This is a genomic window from Thermoanaerobaculia bacterium (assembly GCA_035593605.1).
Lineage (GTDB): Bacteria > Acidobacteriota > Thermoanaerobaculia > UBA2201 > DAOSWS01 > DAOSWS01.
The window spans coordinates 32,773-50,886 of sequence record DAOSWS010000017.1; the positions used below are offsets into that span (position 1 = coordinate 32,773).

General features: G+C 54.6%; 12 protein-coding genes. 4 read left to right on the forward strand and 8 right to left on the reverse strand.

The genetic code is table 11. From position 1 onward, the window contains the following. Positions 1 to 505: 505 nt before the first annotated feature. Genes PLD04_09565 through PLD04_09580 form a run of 4 tightly spaced genes read right to left on the reverse strand, consistent with a single transcriptional unit; the run spans position 506 to position 5,540 of the window. Positions 506 to 2,095, reverse strand: coding sequence for a ChaN family lipoprotein (locus PLD04_09565; GenBank protein HXK68579.1), 1,590 nt, complete (start codon positions 2,093 to 2,095; stop codon positions 506 to 508). Positions 2,096 to 2,128: 33 nt separating this feature from the next. Further along, entirely contained in the window at positions 2,129 to 3,358 is a 1,230-nt protein-coding gene (locus PLD04_09570; protein HXK68580.1) for a permease, read from the reverse strand. Next, positions 3,348 to 3,896, reverse strand: coding sequence for a hypothetical protein (locus tag PLD04_09575; protein ID HXK68581.1), 549 nt, complete (start codon positions 3,894 to 3,896; stop codon positions 3,348 to 3,350). Before PLD04_09575 ends, PLD04_09570 begins: the two co-directional genes overlap by 11 nt. A gap of 9 nt (positions 3,897 to 3,905) precedes the next feature. Next, complete coding sequence (locus tag PLD04_09580; GenBank protein HXK68582.1) at positions 3,906 to 5,540, reverse strand: peptidase; 1,635 nt, start codon at positions 5,538 to 5,540, stop codon at positions 3,906 to 3,908. Between the two features lie 222 nt (positions 5,541 to 5,762). On the opposite strand from PLD04_09580, the gene fsa reads away from it, so the two are divergent. Both fsa and PLD04_09590 read left to right on the forward strand, forming a co-directional pair. Further along, the gene (gene fsa, locus PLD04_09585; protein ID HXK68583.1) at positions 5,763 to 6,413 is read left to right on the forward strand and encodes a fructose-6-phosphate aldolase; all 651 of its coding nucleotides are present in this window, start codon (positions 5,763 to 5,765) and stop codon (positions 6,411 to 6,413) included. Next, complete coding sequence (locus PLD04_09590; protein HXK68584.1) at positions 6,407 to 7,585, forward strand: hypothetical protein; 1,179 nt, start codon at positions 6,407 to 6,409, stop codon at positions 7,583 to 7,585. Before fsa ends, PLD04_09590 begins: the two co-directional genes overlap by 7 nt. Before the next feature lie 21 nt (positions 7,586 to 7,606). Here the strand turns inward: PLD04_09590 and PLD04_09595 are convergent, their stop codons facing one another. Then, positions 7,607 to 8,680, reverse strand: coding sequence for a mechanosensitive ion channel family protein (locus PLD04_09595; GenBank protein HXK68585.1), 1,074 nt, complete (start codon positions 8,678 to 8,680; stop codon positions 7,607 to 7,609). Positions 8,681 to 8,899: 219 nt separating this feature from the next. Here PLD04_09595 and PLD04_09600 point away from each other — a divergent pair, with 219 nt between their 5' ends. Next, complete coding sequence (locus PLD04_09600) at positions 8,900 to 10,966, forward strand: adenylate/guanylate cyclase domain-containing protein (protein HXK68586.1); 2,067 nt, start codon at positions 8,900 to 8,902, stop codon at positions 10,964 to 10,966. A 621-nt stretch (positions 10,967 to 11,587) separates the two neighbouring features. On the opposite strand, the gene PLD04_09605 is transcribed toward PLD04_09600, so the two are convergent. Continuing rightward, positions 11,588 to 12,742, reverse strand: coding sequence for a pyridoxal phosphate-dependent aminotransferase (locus PLD04_09605; GenBank protein HXK68587.1), 1,155 nt, complete (start codon positions 12,740 to 12,742; stop codon positions 11,588 to 11,590). A 6-nt stretch (positions 12,743 to 12,748) separates the two neighbouring features. Further along, the gene (locus PLD04_09610; GenBank protein ID HXK68588.1) at positions 12,749 to 13,522 is read right to left on the reverse strand and encodes a DUF169 domain-containing protein; all 774 of its coding nucleotides are present in this window, start codon (positions 13,520 to 13,522) and stop codon (positions 12,749 to 12,751) included. 117 nt (positions 13,523 to 13,639) lie between these two features. On the opposite strand from PLD04_09610, the gene PLD04_09615 reads away from it, so the two are divergent. Next, entirely contained in the window at positions 13,640 to 14,641 is a 1,002-nt protein-coding gene (locus PLD04_09615) for a DUF1028 domain-containing protein (protein HXK68589.1), read from the forward strand. Between the two features lie 30 nt (positions 14,642 to 14,671). Here PLD04_09615 and PLD04_09620 read toward each other — a convergent pair whose 3' ends face one another. Beyond that, on the reverse strand, positions 14,672 to 18,046 hold the full coding sequence (locus PLD04_09620) for a two-component regulator propeller domain-containing protein (GenBank protein ID HXK68590.1): 3,375 nt from the start codon (positions 18,044 to 18,046) through the stop codon (positions 14,672 to 14,674). Between the last annotated feature and the right edge of the window lie 68 nt (positions 18,047 to 18,114).

Genomic DNA, 18,114 nt, shown 5'->3' on the forward strand with positions numbered 1-18,114 from the left:
ACCATATCATTTCTATAAATTATTTCTACACAATCATCTTCTGCCAAATCCTGGAAAATATATTCACCAATCTTATAAGGATTAATGGATGTAAAGTCGATCAAGTAAATACGACCGACTTCCCAATTATTTCCCCATCCATACCAAGCTACTCGATTAGAATCAACATCAATTTTCGGAAACCAATTAGACCCTTCAGTCTGATAAGATGATGAAAAAATGAGTTGATTGGATGAAATGTTATATTTTTCTATAACGTTTGGTTGATCAGCAATAAATACAACATTCTCATTCTGCATCACTATAGCTAATGAATTATCTGAATACTCCATTGTAGACAGCAACTCAGGGCAGTCCTGCGCCAATAATCCCATGGTAGTGATGCACAACATCACCATCATCCCAATCCATTGTCGGTTCATAGACCCTCCTGAAGGCATCATACTATGGGAAAATCTTGTCCGTCAATCTAAATTATCTTCTTTATTATGTAATAGTTAGTGGATCAGCGGAGGATCAGGGAACGGAGGGTCTGAAGGGAGTCGGTTTCCCTGTCTCCCGGGAGGGGAAAGGCATCCCGGATCGTGTCCGCCGCCAGGTTACCCGCCGTGAAGGCTTCGTACATGCGGTGGGCCGTCCAGTTGCCCAGAAGCATGCTGACCCGGTATCCCTGCTCCGCATCGCGTCGATTGGCCTCGGCGCTATCGTAGGGAGATCTTCCTTCTCCGTGTACCATGAACCGCCAGTACAAACCGGCAAGACGATTGCCGCGGCGGAGAGGCTTCAGCTTCCGGGTCGATCTTCGATCTCCTTCCCGCGCCAGCTTGTCCTGCGTATCCTCCGGAGCTTCCAGACGGTAAAGTGGATTGATGATCCGCGTCGCGAAATATCCCTCTGCCAGATAGAGGACCCGCCGGAAAAAGTACCCGGATCGATAGAAGTGCCGGGTCTTATACCCGTGGTGATGGCACAGGAGGGCCCGGACAATTTCCGCGGTCGCATAGTTCAGATTGAGGTTGGGGAGGTACATAATGTCCTCCCCCGGCACGTAGAAGGACCGGTGTTCCTGGAGAAGATGAAAGAAGGGATAACTCTGAAAAATATTCAGAAGTGGAGGAAGAAAATCGATATCCTCCATGACGGAAATATCCAGCTGATCGGGATCAACAGGGCGAACACCAAAAAAACCGGCGAGATGAGTCGTCAGCATCGTCACCTGGTGATCGTATTCCAGGCCTTCCCCATTGCTCTCTCCAAGCTCCCGACTTAGCAGCTCTTCGGAATTTTGAACCCAGTTCAGGTAGGATTCCATCTTGACCCAGGGAGGGGTGTTAAAGAGACAGTAGCGATTCTGTCCCAGGTCCACGGCTTCCAGGCTGTCCGACTCGCCTCGATCCATCTCTTTGAGGTAGATCGTCTCCGAGTTCTGATAGATCGTGATGGAAGGCGGAGCCTCGGGATCCAGAGCCTGGACACGGGCGGGAAGGTGCGTGGGCGCAAGATGGAGGTCCCCGACGATCACAACAATGGGCTGACCGTCTCGTTCCTTCAGACGGGAAGCGACAATTCGGGCAAAGTGTTCGTCTCTCTGTTCCAGAGAGGCGTTCTGTTTGAGGTTCATCCCGATGACACGCAATCCATGCTGACGGGCAAGATTCAAAATATCGCGGTAGTGGTACCACCGGAACCCCCAGGACTGCTGGTACCGAATTTCCTGGAGGAATGATTCTTCATCGATCGTTCCATCCAGAAAGGCGTCGAGGATTCGCTGATCCGCCGAAGCAAACATCTCCATGAGGAGAATCGGCGCGTTCCAGTGTTCCAGGATCGAGGTCAGCACCTGCAGATGGGAAGTCTGGGATCGGGGCAGTGTGTGGAAGTCCCCGAGGTAGATCAGGGGAAATCCAGGAACGTGCTGGAGGACCCAATCCGCACTGCACCGCTTGTATTTTGCCACACGAAACAGCCGTTTGTAGGCGGCATAGTAGCGCTCAATCGCCTCCGGCCTGGGGCCCAGAACTTCCCGAATTTCCCGCTTAATACTTCTAAGGAGCGTCTTTCTCCAGAGGGCCAGGTCCTTGGGTTTGGCGACCATGAAGATATGATAGCAGGAATGATCGAGAAACGGCTACGAGGTTTTTGAAGCCCGGTACCCGGCTTCCTGTACGGCTCTGACCAACTCTTCAGCATCAAAATCCCCGGTCACGGTTGCCTGTCCCTCTCGCAGATCGACTGATACAGTCTCGACTCCGTTTACCTTGCGAATGGCCCGGTTCACGGTACTGACGCATCCCTGACAGGTCATTCCCTGAATGGAAAATTCTTGACCGTTTTCAACATCGACCGGCATGGCCATCGAGCTCCGGTGCGGAATATAGGCTCGCAGGAGCAGAGGGAGGAGAATAAGGGAGGAAATCAGACCGATGTGAAGAGGTAAATGTTCACCCGCTCCGTGGAGCATTTCCGAACCGGTCCCCGACGCCACCCAGATCGCATCGAAGAGCAGACCCATGGCGGTGGAGAATATAACAATCATGGTCAGATACATGGCGAACTGCTTCTTCCCCATCTCTTTCCAGACAAAAGCGGCATTGACCGTATTGGTCGCAGGGCCGGCGATCAGGAACGTCAGAGCTGCTCCCGGCAGGAGTCCTTTCCAGATCAGCGCCGCGGCAATGGGAATGGAGCCGGTGGCGCATACATAGATGGGTACCGAGATGAGGAGCATCAGGGGGTAGGCTACCCAGGGGTCGGACAGGTATTGCTGACCGAAATCGGCGGGGATGATGGCGGAAATCAGCCCACCCAGGAGAATCCCGGCAATCAGCCATCGACCCAGCTCTTCGGGAAGGGTGAGAAACCCATAGGTGAAGACCTCACGGATTTTGTGCCCTGTGGATTTTGTCGGAGCAACGACAGGAGGAAGATCGACGGCCGGCTCCCTTTCCACGAAGAGGCTGGCCAGACCGATCAGAATGCCGCCGAGCAGGGCGGCAAGGGGTCGAAAGACCGCGAAGAGTGCGCCAAGGAATGCATAGGTGGCCAGAATGGAGTCGACACCGGTTACCGGCGTCGCAAAGAGAAAGGAGAGTACGGAAGCCTTGGAGGCTCCCTCCCGACGCAGAGATGCGGCCAGGGGAATCACCCCGCAGGAACAGATCGGGAGGGGAATCCCGAGAATCACCGATTTGAGTACCTTGATAAACCCCGGTCCGCCCAGATGGCGTCGGATGGTTTCCTTTCCGATAAAGACATGGATCAGCCCTGCAAAAAAGAAACCCAGGATCAGAAAGGGGCTGACCTCACAGAAGAGATGCCAGGATTCCCGGAGAAAATCGAGTAAGAGGTTACGGATCATCGACCAGGAGCTCTTCCGCTAACGCCGTGGAAAGGCGGACAAACTCCTGGATAACTTCATCGGCACTGCAGTCTCGAAGAGATTTCCAGAAGGAGGTATCGACAAAGTAATTAACCTCAGGGTCATCGTCAATGAAATCGACGTCCTGGTTGCGAAGTTCATAGTCATAATCTTCCAACAGGGCAACCACCCCTCCATATTCCTTCCAGAAGAGACCCACGGCATCTTCTTCCGTCTTCGAATGGTAATAGGGCCTCATGGTAATGGTGATGTGGCGGGCCAGGTGAGTCTCCGTCTTCTCGTTGACAACAAGAGTCATCCTGGGAATGAAATAGACGGCAAGGTGAAGATCCCCGATGTGAGGGACCAGTTTAATTTCTTCATTTTCCAGCATCCTCCCCTCGACATCGGACGGATCGACTTCCACCCAGCGGCCTTTCTTTCTATGGTAGGCCTCACTTCCACCCAGTTGGATCTGCCAGGAATCAGGAACATCCAGTGCTAACAGGGCTTCTCGAAAGGCGTTGACCCAGTCCATGGTTACCTCCTAGGGCAGGATAAATACAGGTCGGATATCGACCGGAATATCCTTCAGTCGCTCCAAGTCTTTCTTCATCTGCGGGGTAAGGTGGCCGTACTTTTTCAGAAGATCGGCTGCTCCCTGATAATCGCCCTTCGCTTCGACAAGAAGGATCATTTCAAGAAGGCTTTTCAGATGCTCGGGAAAGGTTTCTTCGTTCACGGTATAGTGTCCGCAATCCGACCGCTGAAAAGCACCCTTTTCTTTCAGGTAATTGAATTCCAGGGCCACCCCCTGGCCATGGGCCTCCTCCACGCCGAACCGAATCGAACGGAACATTCCCGCCAGGTAGGTTCTGGGAGATTCGGTCTTCAAAGCTTCCGGGAGAACGCCCTTATCCACGAGATAGAGGACGTTGTACAGTCCCATCACGTCGGCCTTGGCCTCCTCGATGGCGGGATAGAGTTCCTTGAGTTCCTTGGAAACGGTCGTCTTTTCACCGTTCTTTTCCAGGATTCCAGGTCCCAGCCCGTGGGAAATTTCATGAAAGAGCGTATTGTTGAAGAAGCCTTCCGGGGAGACAGAGGCAGCCTGATCGGGCCAGACCAGCTCTTCGGCGATGGGTTTGAGAATGCCTCTGAACTTGGCCTCGATCACGTTTTTCATCATTACCTTTTTACTGCCCTTCTCCTTCCTCACCTCTTCATCATTGGGCAGGTTGTAAGCGATCGTCTGCACCCCCGCCTTCGTGTCACCCCCGGAGTACACCAGGTTCACGACGCGAATCGGCGACTCGCTTCCCCTCGGCGGCGAGGCGAGTTCTTTGGGCAGAGGCAGGTTGGCTTCCATGTCCTCTAAATGATCTGCCACCATGTCCAGCTTCTTTGACTCCTCCATCTCCACGATGGAGATAAAGGCTTCAAAGGCCGTCTTGTAGGACATCAGGCCGTCCTCATAAACCTCGTAAGGCCCGATGGTGGGATCGATGACGGAGTCACGGATGTCCATCCAGTCCCGTTCCGAAGGCGTGTACTTATCGGTCATAAAGGCACCGGCACGGGAGAGCAGGAAAGATTTCAACGAGGCATTTTTCGTCAGGGCCGCGGCCTCCTTCAGAAGATCGGCGGCATGTGCCAGTTCCTCTTTGAAGGCTTCAGAGTAGGGAATCGCGACAAGCTTATCCCCTTCCCGGCGGACGATCGTGTAGGGATCGATCAGGGCTTCCTTTTCCTCCGGATGGCTTTCCAGATAGGCTTCAAAATCCTCTTTGGTGAGATCGGGAGGATAAAAACCGGCACCGGCAGGTTTCGTCACAGTTCCGATGAAGGGTTCGTCCCCATCCAGGCGGTCCCAGGGCCCGAAGTTCAGCCAGAAATAGTCACGGGTCACCGGGTCGGTGATGCCGGCCAGCCATTCCGGGTTTCTGGGGTCGACCTGCCTGAGGAAGATATCGTCCATGATCCTGGCTGCCTCAACGAGCTTTGCGAGCACGGCATGGTCTTCCTCACTGAGGGCCGCACGGTTCCAGGCAATCTCTACCGGAACATACCGTGCCATCCTGTCAGCGATGGTACGCTCGGGCACGGCGCTGCCCTCTTCGCTCTTCGGCTTGCAGCCTCCCAGGGCCAGGGTCATCATCAAAATCACGAGTACGGAACGCATGGCGGATCCCTCCTTGTGCACGTCTTCACTTCGATGATACCACACAATTCCCGAGCCCCGGCCAACCCCTTCGCACCCCAAATGGCATACTTTTAAATGACTCACATATCACATGATACAATCTCATACTCCTGTATCCCGCCAACCGACTCCTCGACTTCAAGACGTTCAGAGAAGGGCGGTTCTGGGGTACAATAGGGGATCGTTCCAAGGAGGTGAAACGTGAAGTTTTTTCTGGACACGGCGATTGTTGACGAGATTAAAAAGGCTCACGAATGGGGCCTGCTGGACGGCGTAACCACCAACCCTTCCCTGGTAGCCAAGACGGGAAAGAAGTTCCGTGATGTGATCAAGGAGATCTGCGCCGTCACCGACGGTCCAGTGAGCGCGGAAGTTCTGGCGACCACGACCGATGAAATGGTGAAGGAAGCCAAAATTCTTGCCGACATCGCGCCCAATGTGGTTGTAAAGATTCCCTTCACTCCGGATGGCGTGCGAGCCGTCCAACTGCTTTCCTCGCTGGGAATTCCGACCAATGTCACCCTCATCTTCTCCTCCAACCAGGCTCTCCTCGCCGCGAAGGCCGGAGCCAGCTATGTAAGCCCCTTCGTCGGAAGGCTGGACGACATCAACCATGACGGCATGGCCCTCGTGGAGGAAATCCTGAACATCTATGACAATTACGGATTCACAACCGAAGTCCTGGTGGCCTCGATCCGAAATCCAATCCACGTCAAGCGGGCGGCCCTCATGGGCGCCCATGTGTCCACGATGCCCTTCAGCGTCCTGAAACAGCTCTTCAGCCATCCCCTGACCGACAACGGCCTTGACCGCTTTTTGAAAGACTGGAAGGAGTCCAAGCTCGAATGGTAACGATCACCACCCCTTCCATTGATTTTCCTTTGCCGGAGAAGGCGCTTGACGGACTCTTTCACGCGGACCGTCCCTACCTTCGTGTAGCCCGGGAGCGTCAGGGACTCGAGGAAATCCGTGATTTTTCCGCGCACGCTCCTCAATCTTCCCGGATCCTGGTCCTGGGAATGGGCGGATCGATCCTGGGTACCCGGGCGATTGCGACGTATCTTGGAAAGGAAGACCGCTTTTTCTTCGTGGACAACCTCGATTCAAAGCTCTTCAGGGAAGCGGAGCGGCTGATCCGGTCGGAGCCGGTCATCCTGGTGCCCATTTCCAAGAGCGGGGGGACCCTGGAAACCCTCTCCATGCTCTCTTTCCTCTACCCCATCCTGGAGGAAGTCCGGGGAAATGAAGCCCCTTCACGTGTGGCGGTTGTCACGGCAAAACCTTCCGGGACCCTGGGTGCGTGGGCCTCGGAAAGAAAGATCCGGATCATACCCATGCCCGAGGACCTGTCGGGACGATTCTCGGTCTTTTCCTCCGTAGGATCCCTGCCCCTTCACCTGGCGGGCATCGATCCCCTGCCCCTGCTGGACGGCGCCCTGGCGACGTGCAACACCCTGGAAACGTCGCCTGGAAGGGAATACTTCCTGAAATGCCTTGCCGTGCTCCTTTCCCGTCCGCACACTCCCCTGACCCTCTTTACGTATGGAGCTCATCTTGCCCCGACGGCGGCCTGGTTCTGTCAGCTATGGGCTGAATCTCTGGGAAAAGACGCGAAATTCGGCCAGTTTCCCTCCCCTGCCCGGGGCACCGCAGATCAGCATTCGGTCCTTCAGATGATCCTGGATGTTCCTGAGGCGACCACAACGTGGGTCTGGTACGCTCCGGAAGACCATTCACCCCGGGTGGGTGATGCTTCCCTGAACCTTCCCGATCTATCTGTCTCCGACTACCTGGGGGCAGCCGCACGCGGCCTCTATGCGGCATTGGAAGAGAGAAAGGTCAACCGTCTCTTTCTGCAAACGAAGGCCAACGACCGGTCCACGATCGGCGGACTGCTGATGACGCTGATGTGCCTCACCCATGCCGCCTCGCTCCATTTGGGTGTATCCACATTCGATCAACCCGCCGTGGAACTGGCCAAACGCTTCACGAAGGAAAACGTGGCGGCCCTGACCCGGAAATAGCGTTCCGATTAGCGGATCTGCTTACAATTCCTTTGGATCCTCAGTTGAATTGATATAGATCGTCTGCGTGGGGAATGCAAACTCGATACCTTCCGCTTTAAAGTTTTCCATCAACGCCAGGTTGATGGCCTGTTGGATATTCATGTACTTGGCGTAGTCGTTTCCGTTGACGTAGTAAACCGTCTCGACCTTCAGCGAAGAATCGCCAAAGGAGGCAAAGTGGGAGCGGTCGAACACGGTATCGTCCTGAGACTGGATAATCGACTGGATCGTTCCCGGAATGGCCTTCAGCTTCTCCAGGGGAGTGTCGTACGTGACTCCGATCGTGAAGAGAACCCGGCGCTGCTGCATTCTCTTGTAGTTACGAATCCGGGAACCGGTAAGATCCGAGTTGGAAAAGATGAGCTGTTCGCCGCTCAGGCTTCGTAATCTCGTCGTCTTGATTCCGATGTATTCCACGACTCCCATGTGATCGCCGACGATAATGAAATCACCGACTTCGAAGGGCTGATCAAAAAGAACGGAGAAATAGGAAAAGAGATCTCCCAGAACCGCCTGTGCCGCGAGAGCCACGGCCACACCTCCGATTCCGAGACCGGCGATCACCGTAGAAATCTTAAAGCCCAGGTTATCCAGCAGGAAAACCAGTCCCAGACCCCAGACCATAATTTTCAGGGCAGGCAGGAGTCCGCGGACCTTCCGCTCTCTTTCCTCCCTTCCCGTTTCCTCGCGGTTCACCACAGCCTGGCGGATCATGTATTCAAGCAGGGTTGTGATCGATTTGACCCCGATGAAGGTCAAAAGAAAGATCCCCGCGATATTGATGCCCCGGAGAACCTGCTCATGGAGTTGAAGGGTTCGCAGGGAAAAGTAAAGCAGGCCGACATAAAGCAGAGGCACGACCATCTTTTCCACGAGCTGGATGATGATGTCGTCCAGGGTGGTCTCCGTCCGGGCCGCGAATTTTTTCAGCCGGCTGATCACAATTTTCCTAAGAATGGCGAGAACGAGAATACCGCCCAGAAGCAGGGCCGCCACGATGGCGTAGTCCTTGACGGTGTTCCCCAGAATGGAATACTGCAAAATCGAATTCATCTTTTTTCCTCCTCACGATTCATGCTGCCGCGCCTCCATCGTTCGAGGCTCCGTGCAGATCATCGCTCAGGGTGGTTGTCAGGTATCGGCCGCGAAGGGTCAGCAAACCTTGGTGCATGACGCGCGGCCAATACCATGGTACCACACCTGATTTGGACCTTTTGCCTGCCGGATCATAAGAAACGGGCCCTCTTCCGTTTCTGCTACACTATCTGCAGGATGTCGAAGGAAACACGAAGCACGGCCGCCATTCTCTTTACCGATATTGTCGGTTTTGCGGCGCTGGCTCAGAAGAATGAAGCCCTCGCCCTCGAACTTCTGAATGAGCATAACGTCATTCTGCGATCCGTCTTTCCCCTATACGAAGGAAATGAAGTAAAGACAACCGGAGACGGATTCCTGGTCACCTTTCCCGATCCGCTTCACGCTCTGGAATGTGCCGTTTCCATTCAGGAAAAGCTTCATGAGCGCAACCAGGGCAGGCCGAAAAGCCACCAGATCCTGATTCGTGCCGGAATTCATGTCGGAGAAGTACAATGGCGGGAAAAAGATCTCTTCGGAGACGCCGTCAACGTGGCATCGCGAGTATTCGGCCTGGCCCGCCCCGGAGGGATCTGCATCACCGAGGAGGTGTACAGGTTCGTAAAGCCAGACCTCGATCGAACTATTGTCTGGCTTGGTAAACGCAGGCTGAAAAATATTCAAAAACCCCTTTCCCTGTATAGAATTCTCTTCCCATGGGAGCCGGCCCCCATGCTGCCCCGGACCCTGACCCGGCTCTTTCTTCCCGGCCATCGGTTCAGACGCTACCTGTTCGTGGGCCTCCTGACCTGTCTTCTGGGTCTGTCGGGGCTTTTCGGTTTGAACACCCTCGCCCGGCATTATGAAGTCGCGGGGCCTCTCCGGCTGCCCTCCACATCCCTTGCAGTGCTTCCCTTTACATACCCCGGTAACCCTCCGTCCGAAGCCATCTTCTGCGACAGCATAACCGAGCGGCTCACCCGTACTCTTGGCCGATTGAGCGATCTGCGGGTCATTTCTTGGTCTTCATCCGTGCAGGCTTCATATCAGGAGACAACGTTACCTGCCCTTGCAAAACGTCTCAATGCATCTCTTTTTCTCGAAGGCACGGTTCTCAGGCACGATCAAACCCTGACGCTTACGATACGGATCCATCAGGCGGTTCCAGAACTCCTTATCCATGAATCGACTTACGAAGACACCCGGGACCGTATTCCCCTTCTTCTTCGGCGTATTGCGATGGAAACCGCGGAAGCAATCGGCATAGCCATCCGAAACCTGGAGAAGGACTATTTCCGTTCAGGACAGTCGTCTGAAGCGGGAGTCATGGCTCTCTGCATGGAAGCCAGAAGAGATATTGTGACGTCGACAGAGGAATCCCTCTGGAGAGCCATCGACCACTATCATCGCGCCATGGATATGGATCCCTTTTCCCCGGAACCCGTTGAAGGCATCGCGGAGGCGTACACCAACCTCGTCATTCAAGGGTGGATCGGCCCGCGGGAAGGATGGCCGATTGTCTCTGTCCAGGCCCGAAAAGCCCTGCAGATGGATCCCGGGTCGGCTTCAGCCGTACACAGTTTATCCCTTGCCCGGATGTATTTCGAACATGACTGGATTGCGGCGGAAAGGGGATTTCGCCTCAGCCTTTCCCTTTTCCCCAACAACGCAGATGCCCGCCGAAACCTTGCCGCCTGTCTTTGTGCCCGGGGACAGAGAGAATCCGCTCAGTCTGAAGTCCGGCGCGCTATGTTAATCGACCCTCTTTCCCACGATGGAGTTTTGCAGGAAAGCCATATCTTTTTCTGTTCCAACCGGCCGGAGGAAGCCGTCAGGATGCTCCTGGACCACCTTCCCTCCTGTTCCCATCCAACATCTACATGGAAAGTCCTTGGAAAAGCCTACCTGCTTCTGGATAAGATCCCCGAGGCCCTGGATGCCCTGGACCGGGCGAAAACAGACCCTCCCGATCCCGAGTGGCTGATGTATCGATTCATGGCATTGAACCGGGCCGGAAGAAACCGGGAAGCCAGTCGACTCATGGATGCCCTGCGCGCGGGAAGCGACGACCTGGCCATCGCGAAGGCGGAAGCCTCGGTCAGCAGAATCGAAGTAGCCTTTACTCACCTGGAGCAGGCCATGGAAGAGAATTCCCCGGAGGTGATCTTCCTCGGCGTTGAACCCCTCCTCTCCCCCCTCCGCGGCGATCCCCGCTACATCGACCTCCTGAAGCGCCTCAACCTTATCCAGGATTCGAAAGATTGAGTGAGATCATTATGATTACGGTCCGCGGAACTACCCCCGGAATTACGGAAATAGTAAATAACTCAACAGCAATGAATACAAAAAACAAGGAAATACGATGTCCCGTCCTAGTGCTTGGGTCATGAAGTCAATAAAGTAATGCGAATGAATGATTTGCTTTATACGATACTCTTTCTACCGTGCTTCACAATATCGGGCATTCTGACATTCGATATTGTTTCAAGCATTAGTAATGTACAGAATAATCTCATGTATTATTTGTATTACTATTTATTATTCACTATATTTATAATAGCTATGTTTTATTACACATACCATGTGTATCGTGTAATAGTTGTGAGATCGAAATATTCCAATAATTTATTCATCGAATTATTAATGATTAAATTTATACCATATTTTGTCTACATACTAATCTTGTTTATAATAAAAAATGTTATCTGATTTTTATAGCTTACCTGTAAACCAAGGATCTGCAAAACCCGAGCCAAAACCTGGAGATCTGTTAGTTGGTTCTTTAAAATGTAAATCTGAGATCGGAACTTGGATGTTGATTCTACGTGGAAATGAGGCAATACGTTTACACTTTTCACCTTCAATATTTAGCGCTTTTTTCTACCTTCAACGATAAATATGTGTTATAAACTCACCCATCCGGTCGAGGGCTTCGTCGATCGTGGGGAGTTCCTGGGCGATGTTGAGCCGGATGTAGGGCGACGGCGATGCCATGAAATTCTCTCCCGGAACGACGGCGACCTTCGATGCTTCAAAGAGCCGTACAGCGAACTCGTACCCGTCATCATATCCTTCGGGGAGCCTGGCCCAGAGAAACATGCCTCCCTCCGCGGGGGACACTCGGAATCCAAGTTCACTCAGCCCGTTTTTCAACCGGGTAAAGGAGTGGCGGCAACGTACCCTCAGGTCCCGTGTAAAGGTCTTCAAAGCCCGGGGAAGGGCAAGGTACCGGGCGATCGCCCGCTGAAGCAGGTAGGGCGAGCTGAGGCCCGTGTAGTCGTGGACGGCCCGGAGCCGTTCCATTGTGTCCGCATCGGCGATAATGTACCCGATCCGCCACCCTGTGATGCAGAGGGTCTTGGAAAAGGCGCTGATAAAGAGATGCCCGGGAAACTCCGGGTCGATTGTCGGCCGGGGAGGTTCCCTGAAATAGATGGCTTCATACACGGCGTCATGAAGCACATGTACGTCATGCTGGAGGGATATTTCCCGTAATCGACTCCATTCCTCCCGGGTCCAGATTCGCCCCAGAGGATTCCCGGGGGATGCGACAAGGATAATTTTCACTTCGTGGCGAACCACGAGGTCCTCGACCCGGTCCAGGTCGATGGCAAGTGTGTCCGGATCCACGGGAACTTCGATAAAGGGTCGGGAAAAGATCGACCCCAGCTTCGGGTAGCTCTCATAAAGAGGACTGAAGGAGAGAACTGCCCCCTTCCGTGCAGGATCGGATGCCAGCATCAGAAAGATGAGGGACATGGCCTCGGTGGCTCCATTAACGACCAGGACATGGTCCGGGGTCAGGGGAACCGGCGATTTGTAGAGGCCGGCGATGGATTCCAGGAGGTCAAAGTCTCCGTTCCCGGGGGCGTACTGGTGGACATCGGGTTCTCTCAGGATTTCCCGCAACGACGTCACCAGCTCTTCGGGAGGTGAAAAACCGGGCCTCCCCTGGGCAAGGTTGACACCCCCGTGGCGAATCGCCATCCGGGAGAAGTGGCTGATCAGGGAACCCTTTGGCCGGGGGGGAATCTCCATCATATCGGGTCACACTTCCGTCGTCTCAGGCCGGGCGGGCCGATACCTGTCAATTCTCTTCTGCACCTTCTCCCACGACGGCGTGATCAGGAAACTCTCCTCCAGATTGGCGGCCATCCGGAGAAATTTCCGGAACGGCACGGCAAAGGTCAGGACGTTGTGGGACACGTAGGGCCGGGCCGACACATCGAACATCCCGAGGACACAACGCGGTCTCTCAGCTCTGTTTTCCAGGTAGGGAAAGAGGACTACCGTGCCGCACCCCGCTGCAAAGGGAGTGATGACACCGAATGGGTCCCCCTCATCAAAATTGGCAAGCGTGAAGAGACCGGAAAGAACGTCGGGGGGAGAAAAAAAGACCACCACTTCCGGTGTATCCCCATTGGCAAGCCTGTCCAGCCTTTTTACAACCAGTACAGGAGCCGGAGCATCGAAGACGGGAGACTTTTCCAGATGTTCCCGGACCAGTTCCGGAGTTTTCTTGTAGCGTTCCCCTTCGACCCTTCCCTCCAGCCCGCAGGAGAGAAAGTATTCGAACCCCTGCATCAGGTCCCGGCTGAATCCGGTATAGCGACGTCCTCCCGTACAGCCAAGAGAGGAAGAACTCAACCGGACATCCACGCCCCGAAGGGCTTTGGCTATGTCGGAAATTACGCATCGATGATCTTCAGGTGGCGGGAGCGTCTCTCCGGGTTCGTCGGTGTACCAGAGAGAAACGGGCAGATCCGCTCCGGGGAACTTTTCACTCCACCATTTGAGGAAGTGTGTAACTTCTGAAATCATCGCAGCCTCCAGGCATTTCAATTATATCTTCCATTCTAACGCATGGCACACTCTTCCTTCCCACGGGTCTCTTGAGGAGGCGGCTTCGACCTGATACGATATCCCCGGAGGTAATCCATGCATATTTCCAATTATTACCGATATATTCTCGGGTTTGGGATCCTGCTGGTTCTTCTGGTTTCCACTCCATTCATTGCGGAAGAACCTTCGGATGTTCCCACAGCTGTCTCAACCTTTTCGATCGTTGCCCGGGATCCGGCCACGGGTGAGCTGGGCATCGCCGTCGCTTCCAGGTTTTTTGCCGTGGGTTCCGTGGTCCCCTGGGCCAGAGCTGACGTTGGAGCAGTGGCAACGCAGGCCTTCGCCAATACATCCTTCGGGGAGCGGGGACTGGAACTTCTTGCACGGGGTGCAACACCGGAAGAAGCCCTCACGATCCTTCTCCGCACCGATGCGGATCCTGATCGCAGGCAGGTAGGAATCGTCGCCGCCGACGGTTCTTCGATCACCTACACGGGAAAGGGCTGTACGCCCTGGGCGGGAGGAAAACAGGGTCCCAACTACGCAATTCAGGGCAATATTCTCACAGGGGAAGAGGTCGTCGAGAATGTCGAAAAGGCATTCCTTTCCACAAAGGGTACCCTGGCGGAGCGGCTCTATGAAGCCCTTGTGGCGGGAGACAGGGCGGGCGGCGATTCGAGAGGGAAGCAGTCAGCGGCCCTTCTGGTCGTCAAGGACAGGGCCGGGTACGGCGGGTTTACCGACCGTGCCATCGATATCCGCGTCGATGACCATCCCGAACCCTTCAGGGAACTGGGACGGCTCCTGGTCCTTGCCCGGGTCAATTACGGCTGGAACGAAGCCTGGACCCTCTTCACGGAGCAGAAGGCTCCGGAGGCTCTGCCCATCATGGAACGGACGGCAAAGCTGGCTCCGGACAACGGGGAGGTCCTCTATGACCTGGCCGTGATCCGCCTGGCTGCGGGAAAGAAGGGGGAAGCCCTGGAGGCACTGAAGGAAGCGGTCCGGGTCAACCCGAAGCTCCGCCAGCAGGCACGGGAAGATTCCGACCTGGAAGGCTTGCGAAGCCATCCAGACTTTGAGAGCGTGACAAAGTAGATTTCCCGGTCTGGATGGTAAGGCTTTTCGTCAATTCGAAACAGATTTCGCCTCGAGTACGATGAGAGTAACGTCGTCCCTCTGATCGACTCCATCCTTCCAGGTTTCGAAGGATTCAAGCATCTGATCCAACAGCTCCTCCACCGGAAGGTGGGCCGCGGCGGCGAAATAGGCTTTGCAGCGGTTATAGTCAAGCAGGTCTTCATCCACATTGTCCTGCTCGAGATAGCCGTCCGTAAGCAAAAGAATCTTGTCTCCCGGCTCGATTCGGAACCGGGTCTCCCTGTGGGGAAGCTTCAGGTCGGTTCCCAGAAATATCCCCTGTAGATCAACCTGCTCCACAATTCCGGAGGCGGCCCGGTACAGAAAGATATTCGGCATGGCCGCAGCAACCACCCTGGCTTCGTGATTCCTGATTCTGAGAAGGGTCAGTGCCATCCACATCCGATCCAGCTTCAGTTCGAGAAGGGTTTCGTTGCATTCCCGGAATATCGTCTCCAGGTCGGGGACTTCCCTCATCCGGGTAAAGAGGCCCTTCATGATCGCCACCATGATTCCCGCCCTTGTCCCGTGGCCCGTAGCATCCCCGATGGCCACAGTAAGCGTGCCGTCGGGCTGGACATGAAAGTCGTAGTAATCTCCCCCCACTTCCGTGGCAGTCGCCATCCGGACCGCAATCCTGAAATCCGGATGTTCGGGGACATCCTCGGGAAGCATGGAGAACTGGAGTTTTCGTGCTTCTTCCAGTTCGTGGCTCTTTCGTTCATTTTCAACCTTGAGAGCCCGGGCTTCCGCCTCCACGGTCCTGGATTGCAGAAGGGCCGCCTGGGCCTGGAGTTCCGCTTCAATCAGCCGGGAACGATCCCTCTCACGGCGCTTCACAAAGGTGACGATCCCCCAGACCGCCGCAATCAGGAGAAGCAGGTAGGCTCCATAGGCCCAGGTGGTTCTCCACCATGGAGGTAAAACGACAAGTTCAATGGAGGCTCCCGTTTCATTCCAGACTCCGTCACTGTTTGTCCCGCGGACGCGAAGGGTGTACGAACCCGAGGGGAGCGTCGAAAACATGACGAATCGACGGGTTCCAAGATCGACCCAGGTCTTATAGAGTCCCTCCAGCTTGTACGCATATCGATTTTTTGCTGGAGCTGCAAAATGGAGCGAGGCAAATTCAAAGGATACCACCCGGTCCCGAGGTAAAAGGACAATCTTATTTGTAGCCGTAATCGATTGGGTCAGGATCGTTCGGCCCTCTTTCGTTTCCCCGATCGGAACGGACTGGTTGAAAAGCTGAAAATCGGTAAAGACAACCGGCGGAACGAAGGGATTGTCCCTGATCTCTTCCGGCTTGAAGGCGTTGAACCCGTTGATGCCGCCGAAAAACATCTCCCCCTTCGGGCTCAGATAGTAGGCGCCGCCATTGAATTCATTGCTCTGGAGACCATCTGAAATCGTGAAGGTACGCAAGGCACCGCTGTCCGGATTATATCGGCATAGGCCGCTGTTCGTGGAAAGCCAGAGGTTTCCCGAATCATCTTCCAGGATTCCGTACACTGCATCATCCGGAAGCCCGTCGCTTTTTCGGAAGGCGGTAAAGGTCCCCCTATCGACATTCATTCGGTTCAGGCCTCCCCCGTAGGTTGCAATCCAGATTCTCCCCTTTCGATCTTCGTGTACGGAGAATACGAAATCGTTGGAGAGAGAGGTATTGTCGGCCGGATTCGAGATGTAACGGGTGAAGGTTCCCGCAGATCGATCCATGAGGTTCAGACCGCCCCCATGGGTGCCGAACCAGAGCCTTCCCTTTGAATCTTCATAGGCGGTACGCACGTAGTTGTTGCTGATCGTGGAAGGATCGTCCGGGTTGGAACGATAGTGGGTAAATCCACCCGTTCCGGGATTGAAACGGTCCAGGCCTCCTCCATAGGTCCCGACCCAGAGAACACCCTGGCGGTCCTGGAAGACCATGCGAAGCTCATCGTGAGCAAGACTGTCCGCCCGGTCGGCATCGTGCAGATAGCGCACGGCTCTGCCGGTCTTCGTATCAAAATGGTTCAGCCCCCCTCCATTCGTGGCCAGCCACAACCCTCCCTTGCCGTCCGGTATCACCATTCGGACGGAGTTGTGGCTGATGGATCCTGGATTGGATGGGTCATATTCATAGTGAGTGAATCGGTTCGTTGCTCGATCAAGACGGTTGAGCCCTCCATCGTTCGTGCCGATCCAGAGAGCGCCGGTTTTGTCTTCTGCAAAGGACCAGACGATGTCGCTGTTGAGGCTCTGCGGATCCAGGGGGTCGTGTTTCAGGTGCAGAAATTTCTTTCGAGCCAGGTTGAAGAGGCTGAGCCCGTTTCCATAGGTTCCCACCCACAAGATCCCGGAACGATCGACACAAAGGGAGTAGATCCGGTTTCCCGCCAGGCTGGTGGGTCGGTTGGGATCGTTTACGTACCGACGGAAGGTCCGGGTCGCGGGATCGTAGCGATGAAGCCCTCCGCCATCGGTTCCCACCCATAGAATGCCGTCATGGTCAAAGACGAGGGCGAGAACAGCATTGCTTCCCAGGCTCGCTGGATCTGAAGGGTCGGAGGTGAAACGGATAAAGTTACTCGATCCCGCAGGGAGGAAATTCAGGCCGCCCCCATAGGTTCCCACCCAGAGGTTACCCTCTTTGTCTTCCAGGATCGATCTCACGTCGTTGTGGCTCAGAGAGGATGGATCCGCCGGATCATTCTGATATCTCTCGAAGGTCCCCGTGGAACGGTTCATTCGATTCAGCCCACCTCCCGCCGTTCCAATCCACAGGGAACCATCCCGACCTTCATAAAGCACACGGATATCGTCGTGACTGATGGTTGATTCATTCTCCGGTTCATGGAAATAGTGCGTAAAAGTTCCCGTTTCCCGATGGTAGCGGTTCAACCCGCCCCCTGTGCCGATCCAGAGGTCGTGGTTCTCATCCTCCAGAACTGCCCAGATAATGTCGTGACTCAGGCTTTTGGGATTTTCAGGATCATGTTGAAAATGAATTACCCGTTCCGTGTTCGGATCGAAGCAGTCCAATCCACGGTGAAAGGTTCCCACCCAGAGCTTTCCTTCATGGTCTTCCCGTATGCATTTCAATTCGTTATGGCTCAGAGAGTTGGGGTCTTGAGGATTATGCTTGAAGATCCTGAAGTTATGACCATCAAACCTGTTAAGTCCATCTTCGGTCACAAACCACATGAAACCCTGACGGTCCTGAACAACGGCGTCGACAATGCTCTGCGACAGGCCCTGTCCGATGGAATAATGGCTGAAAACAGGATCATTCTGCTGGGCATAAAGATCCCGTGAAGACAAACCACCCGCAAAAATGAGCAGGCATGCCGGAACCGATAGGACAGAAAAAATTCTCCCAATCACTCTGCTGCGTTCCTCCTTACTCCCCTTTATACGCAAAGGCGCTGATCCAGGTTCGCTTGATTACTCTA

What these genes read in the sequence shown, in the direction of transcription:
- PLD04_09565 (HXK68579.1), bottom strand. Translation starts at nt 2,095, where the DNA reads ATGGTCGCCAAACCCAAGGACCTGGCCCTCTGGAGAAAGACGCTCCTT.
- PLD04_09570 (HXK68580.1), bottom strand. Translation starts at nt 3,358, where the DNA reads ATGATCCGTAACCTCTTACTCGATTTTCTCCGGGAATCCTGGCATCTC.
- PLD04_09575 (HXK68581.1), bottom strand. Translation starts at nt 3,896, where the DNA reads ATGGACTGGGTCAACGCCTTTCGAGAAGCCCTGTTAGCACTGGATGTT.
- PLD04_09580 (HXK68582.1), bottom strand. Translation starts at nt 5,540, where the DNA reads ATGCGTTCCGTACTCGTGATTTTGATGATGACCCTGGCCCTGGGAGGC.
- PLD04_09590 (HXK68584.1), top strand. Translation starts at nt 6,407, where the DNA reads ATGGTAACGATCACCACCCCTTCCATTGATTTTCCTTTGCCGGAGAAG.
- PLD04_09595 (HXK68585.1), bottom strand. Translation starts at nt 8,680, where the DNA reads ATGAATTCGATTTTGCAGTATTCCATTCTGGGGAACACCGTCAAGGAC.
- PLD04_09600 (HXK68586.1), top strand. Translation starts at nt 8,900, where the DNA reads ATGTCGAAGGAAACACGAAGCACGGCCGCCATTCTCTTTACCGATATT.
- PLD04_09605 (HXK68587.1), bottom strand. Translation starts at nt 12,742, where the DNA reads ATGATGGAGATTCCCCCCCGGCCAAAGGGTTCCCTGATCAGCCACTTC.
- PLD04_09610 (HXK68588.1), bottom strand. Translation starts at nt 13,522, where the DNA reads ATGATTTCAGAAGTTACACACTTCCTCAAATGGTGGAGTGAAAAGTTC.
- PLD04_09615 (HXK68589.1), top strand. Translation starts at nt 13,640, where the DNA reads ATGCATATTTCCAATTATTACCGATATATTCTCGGGTTTGGGATCCTG.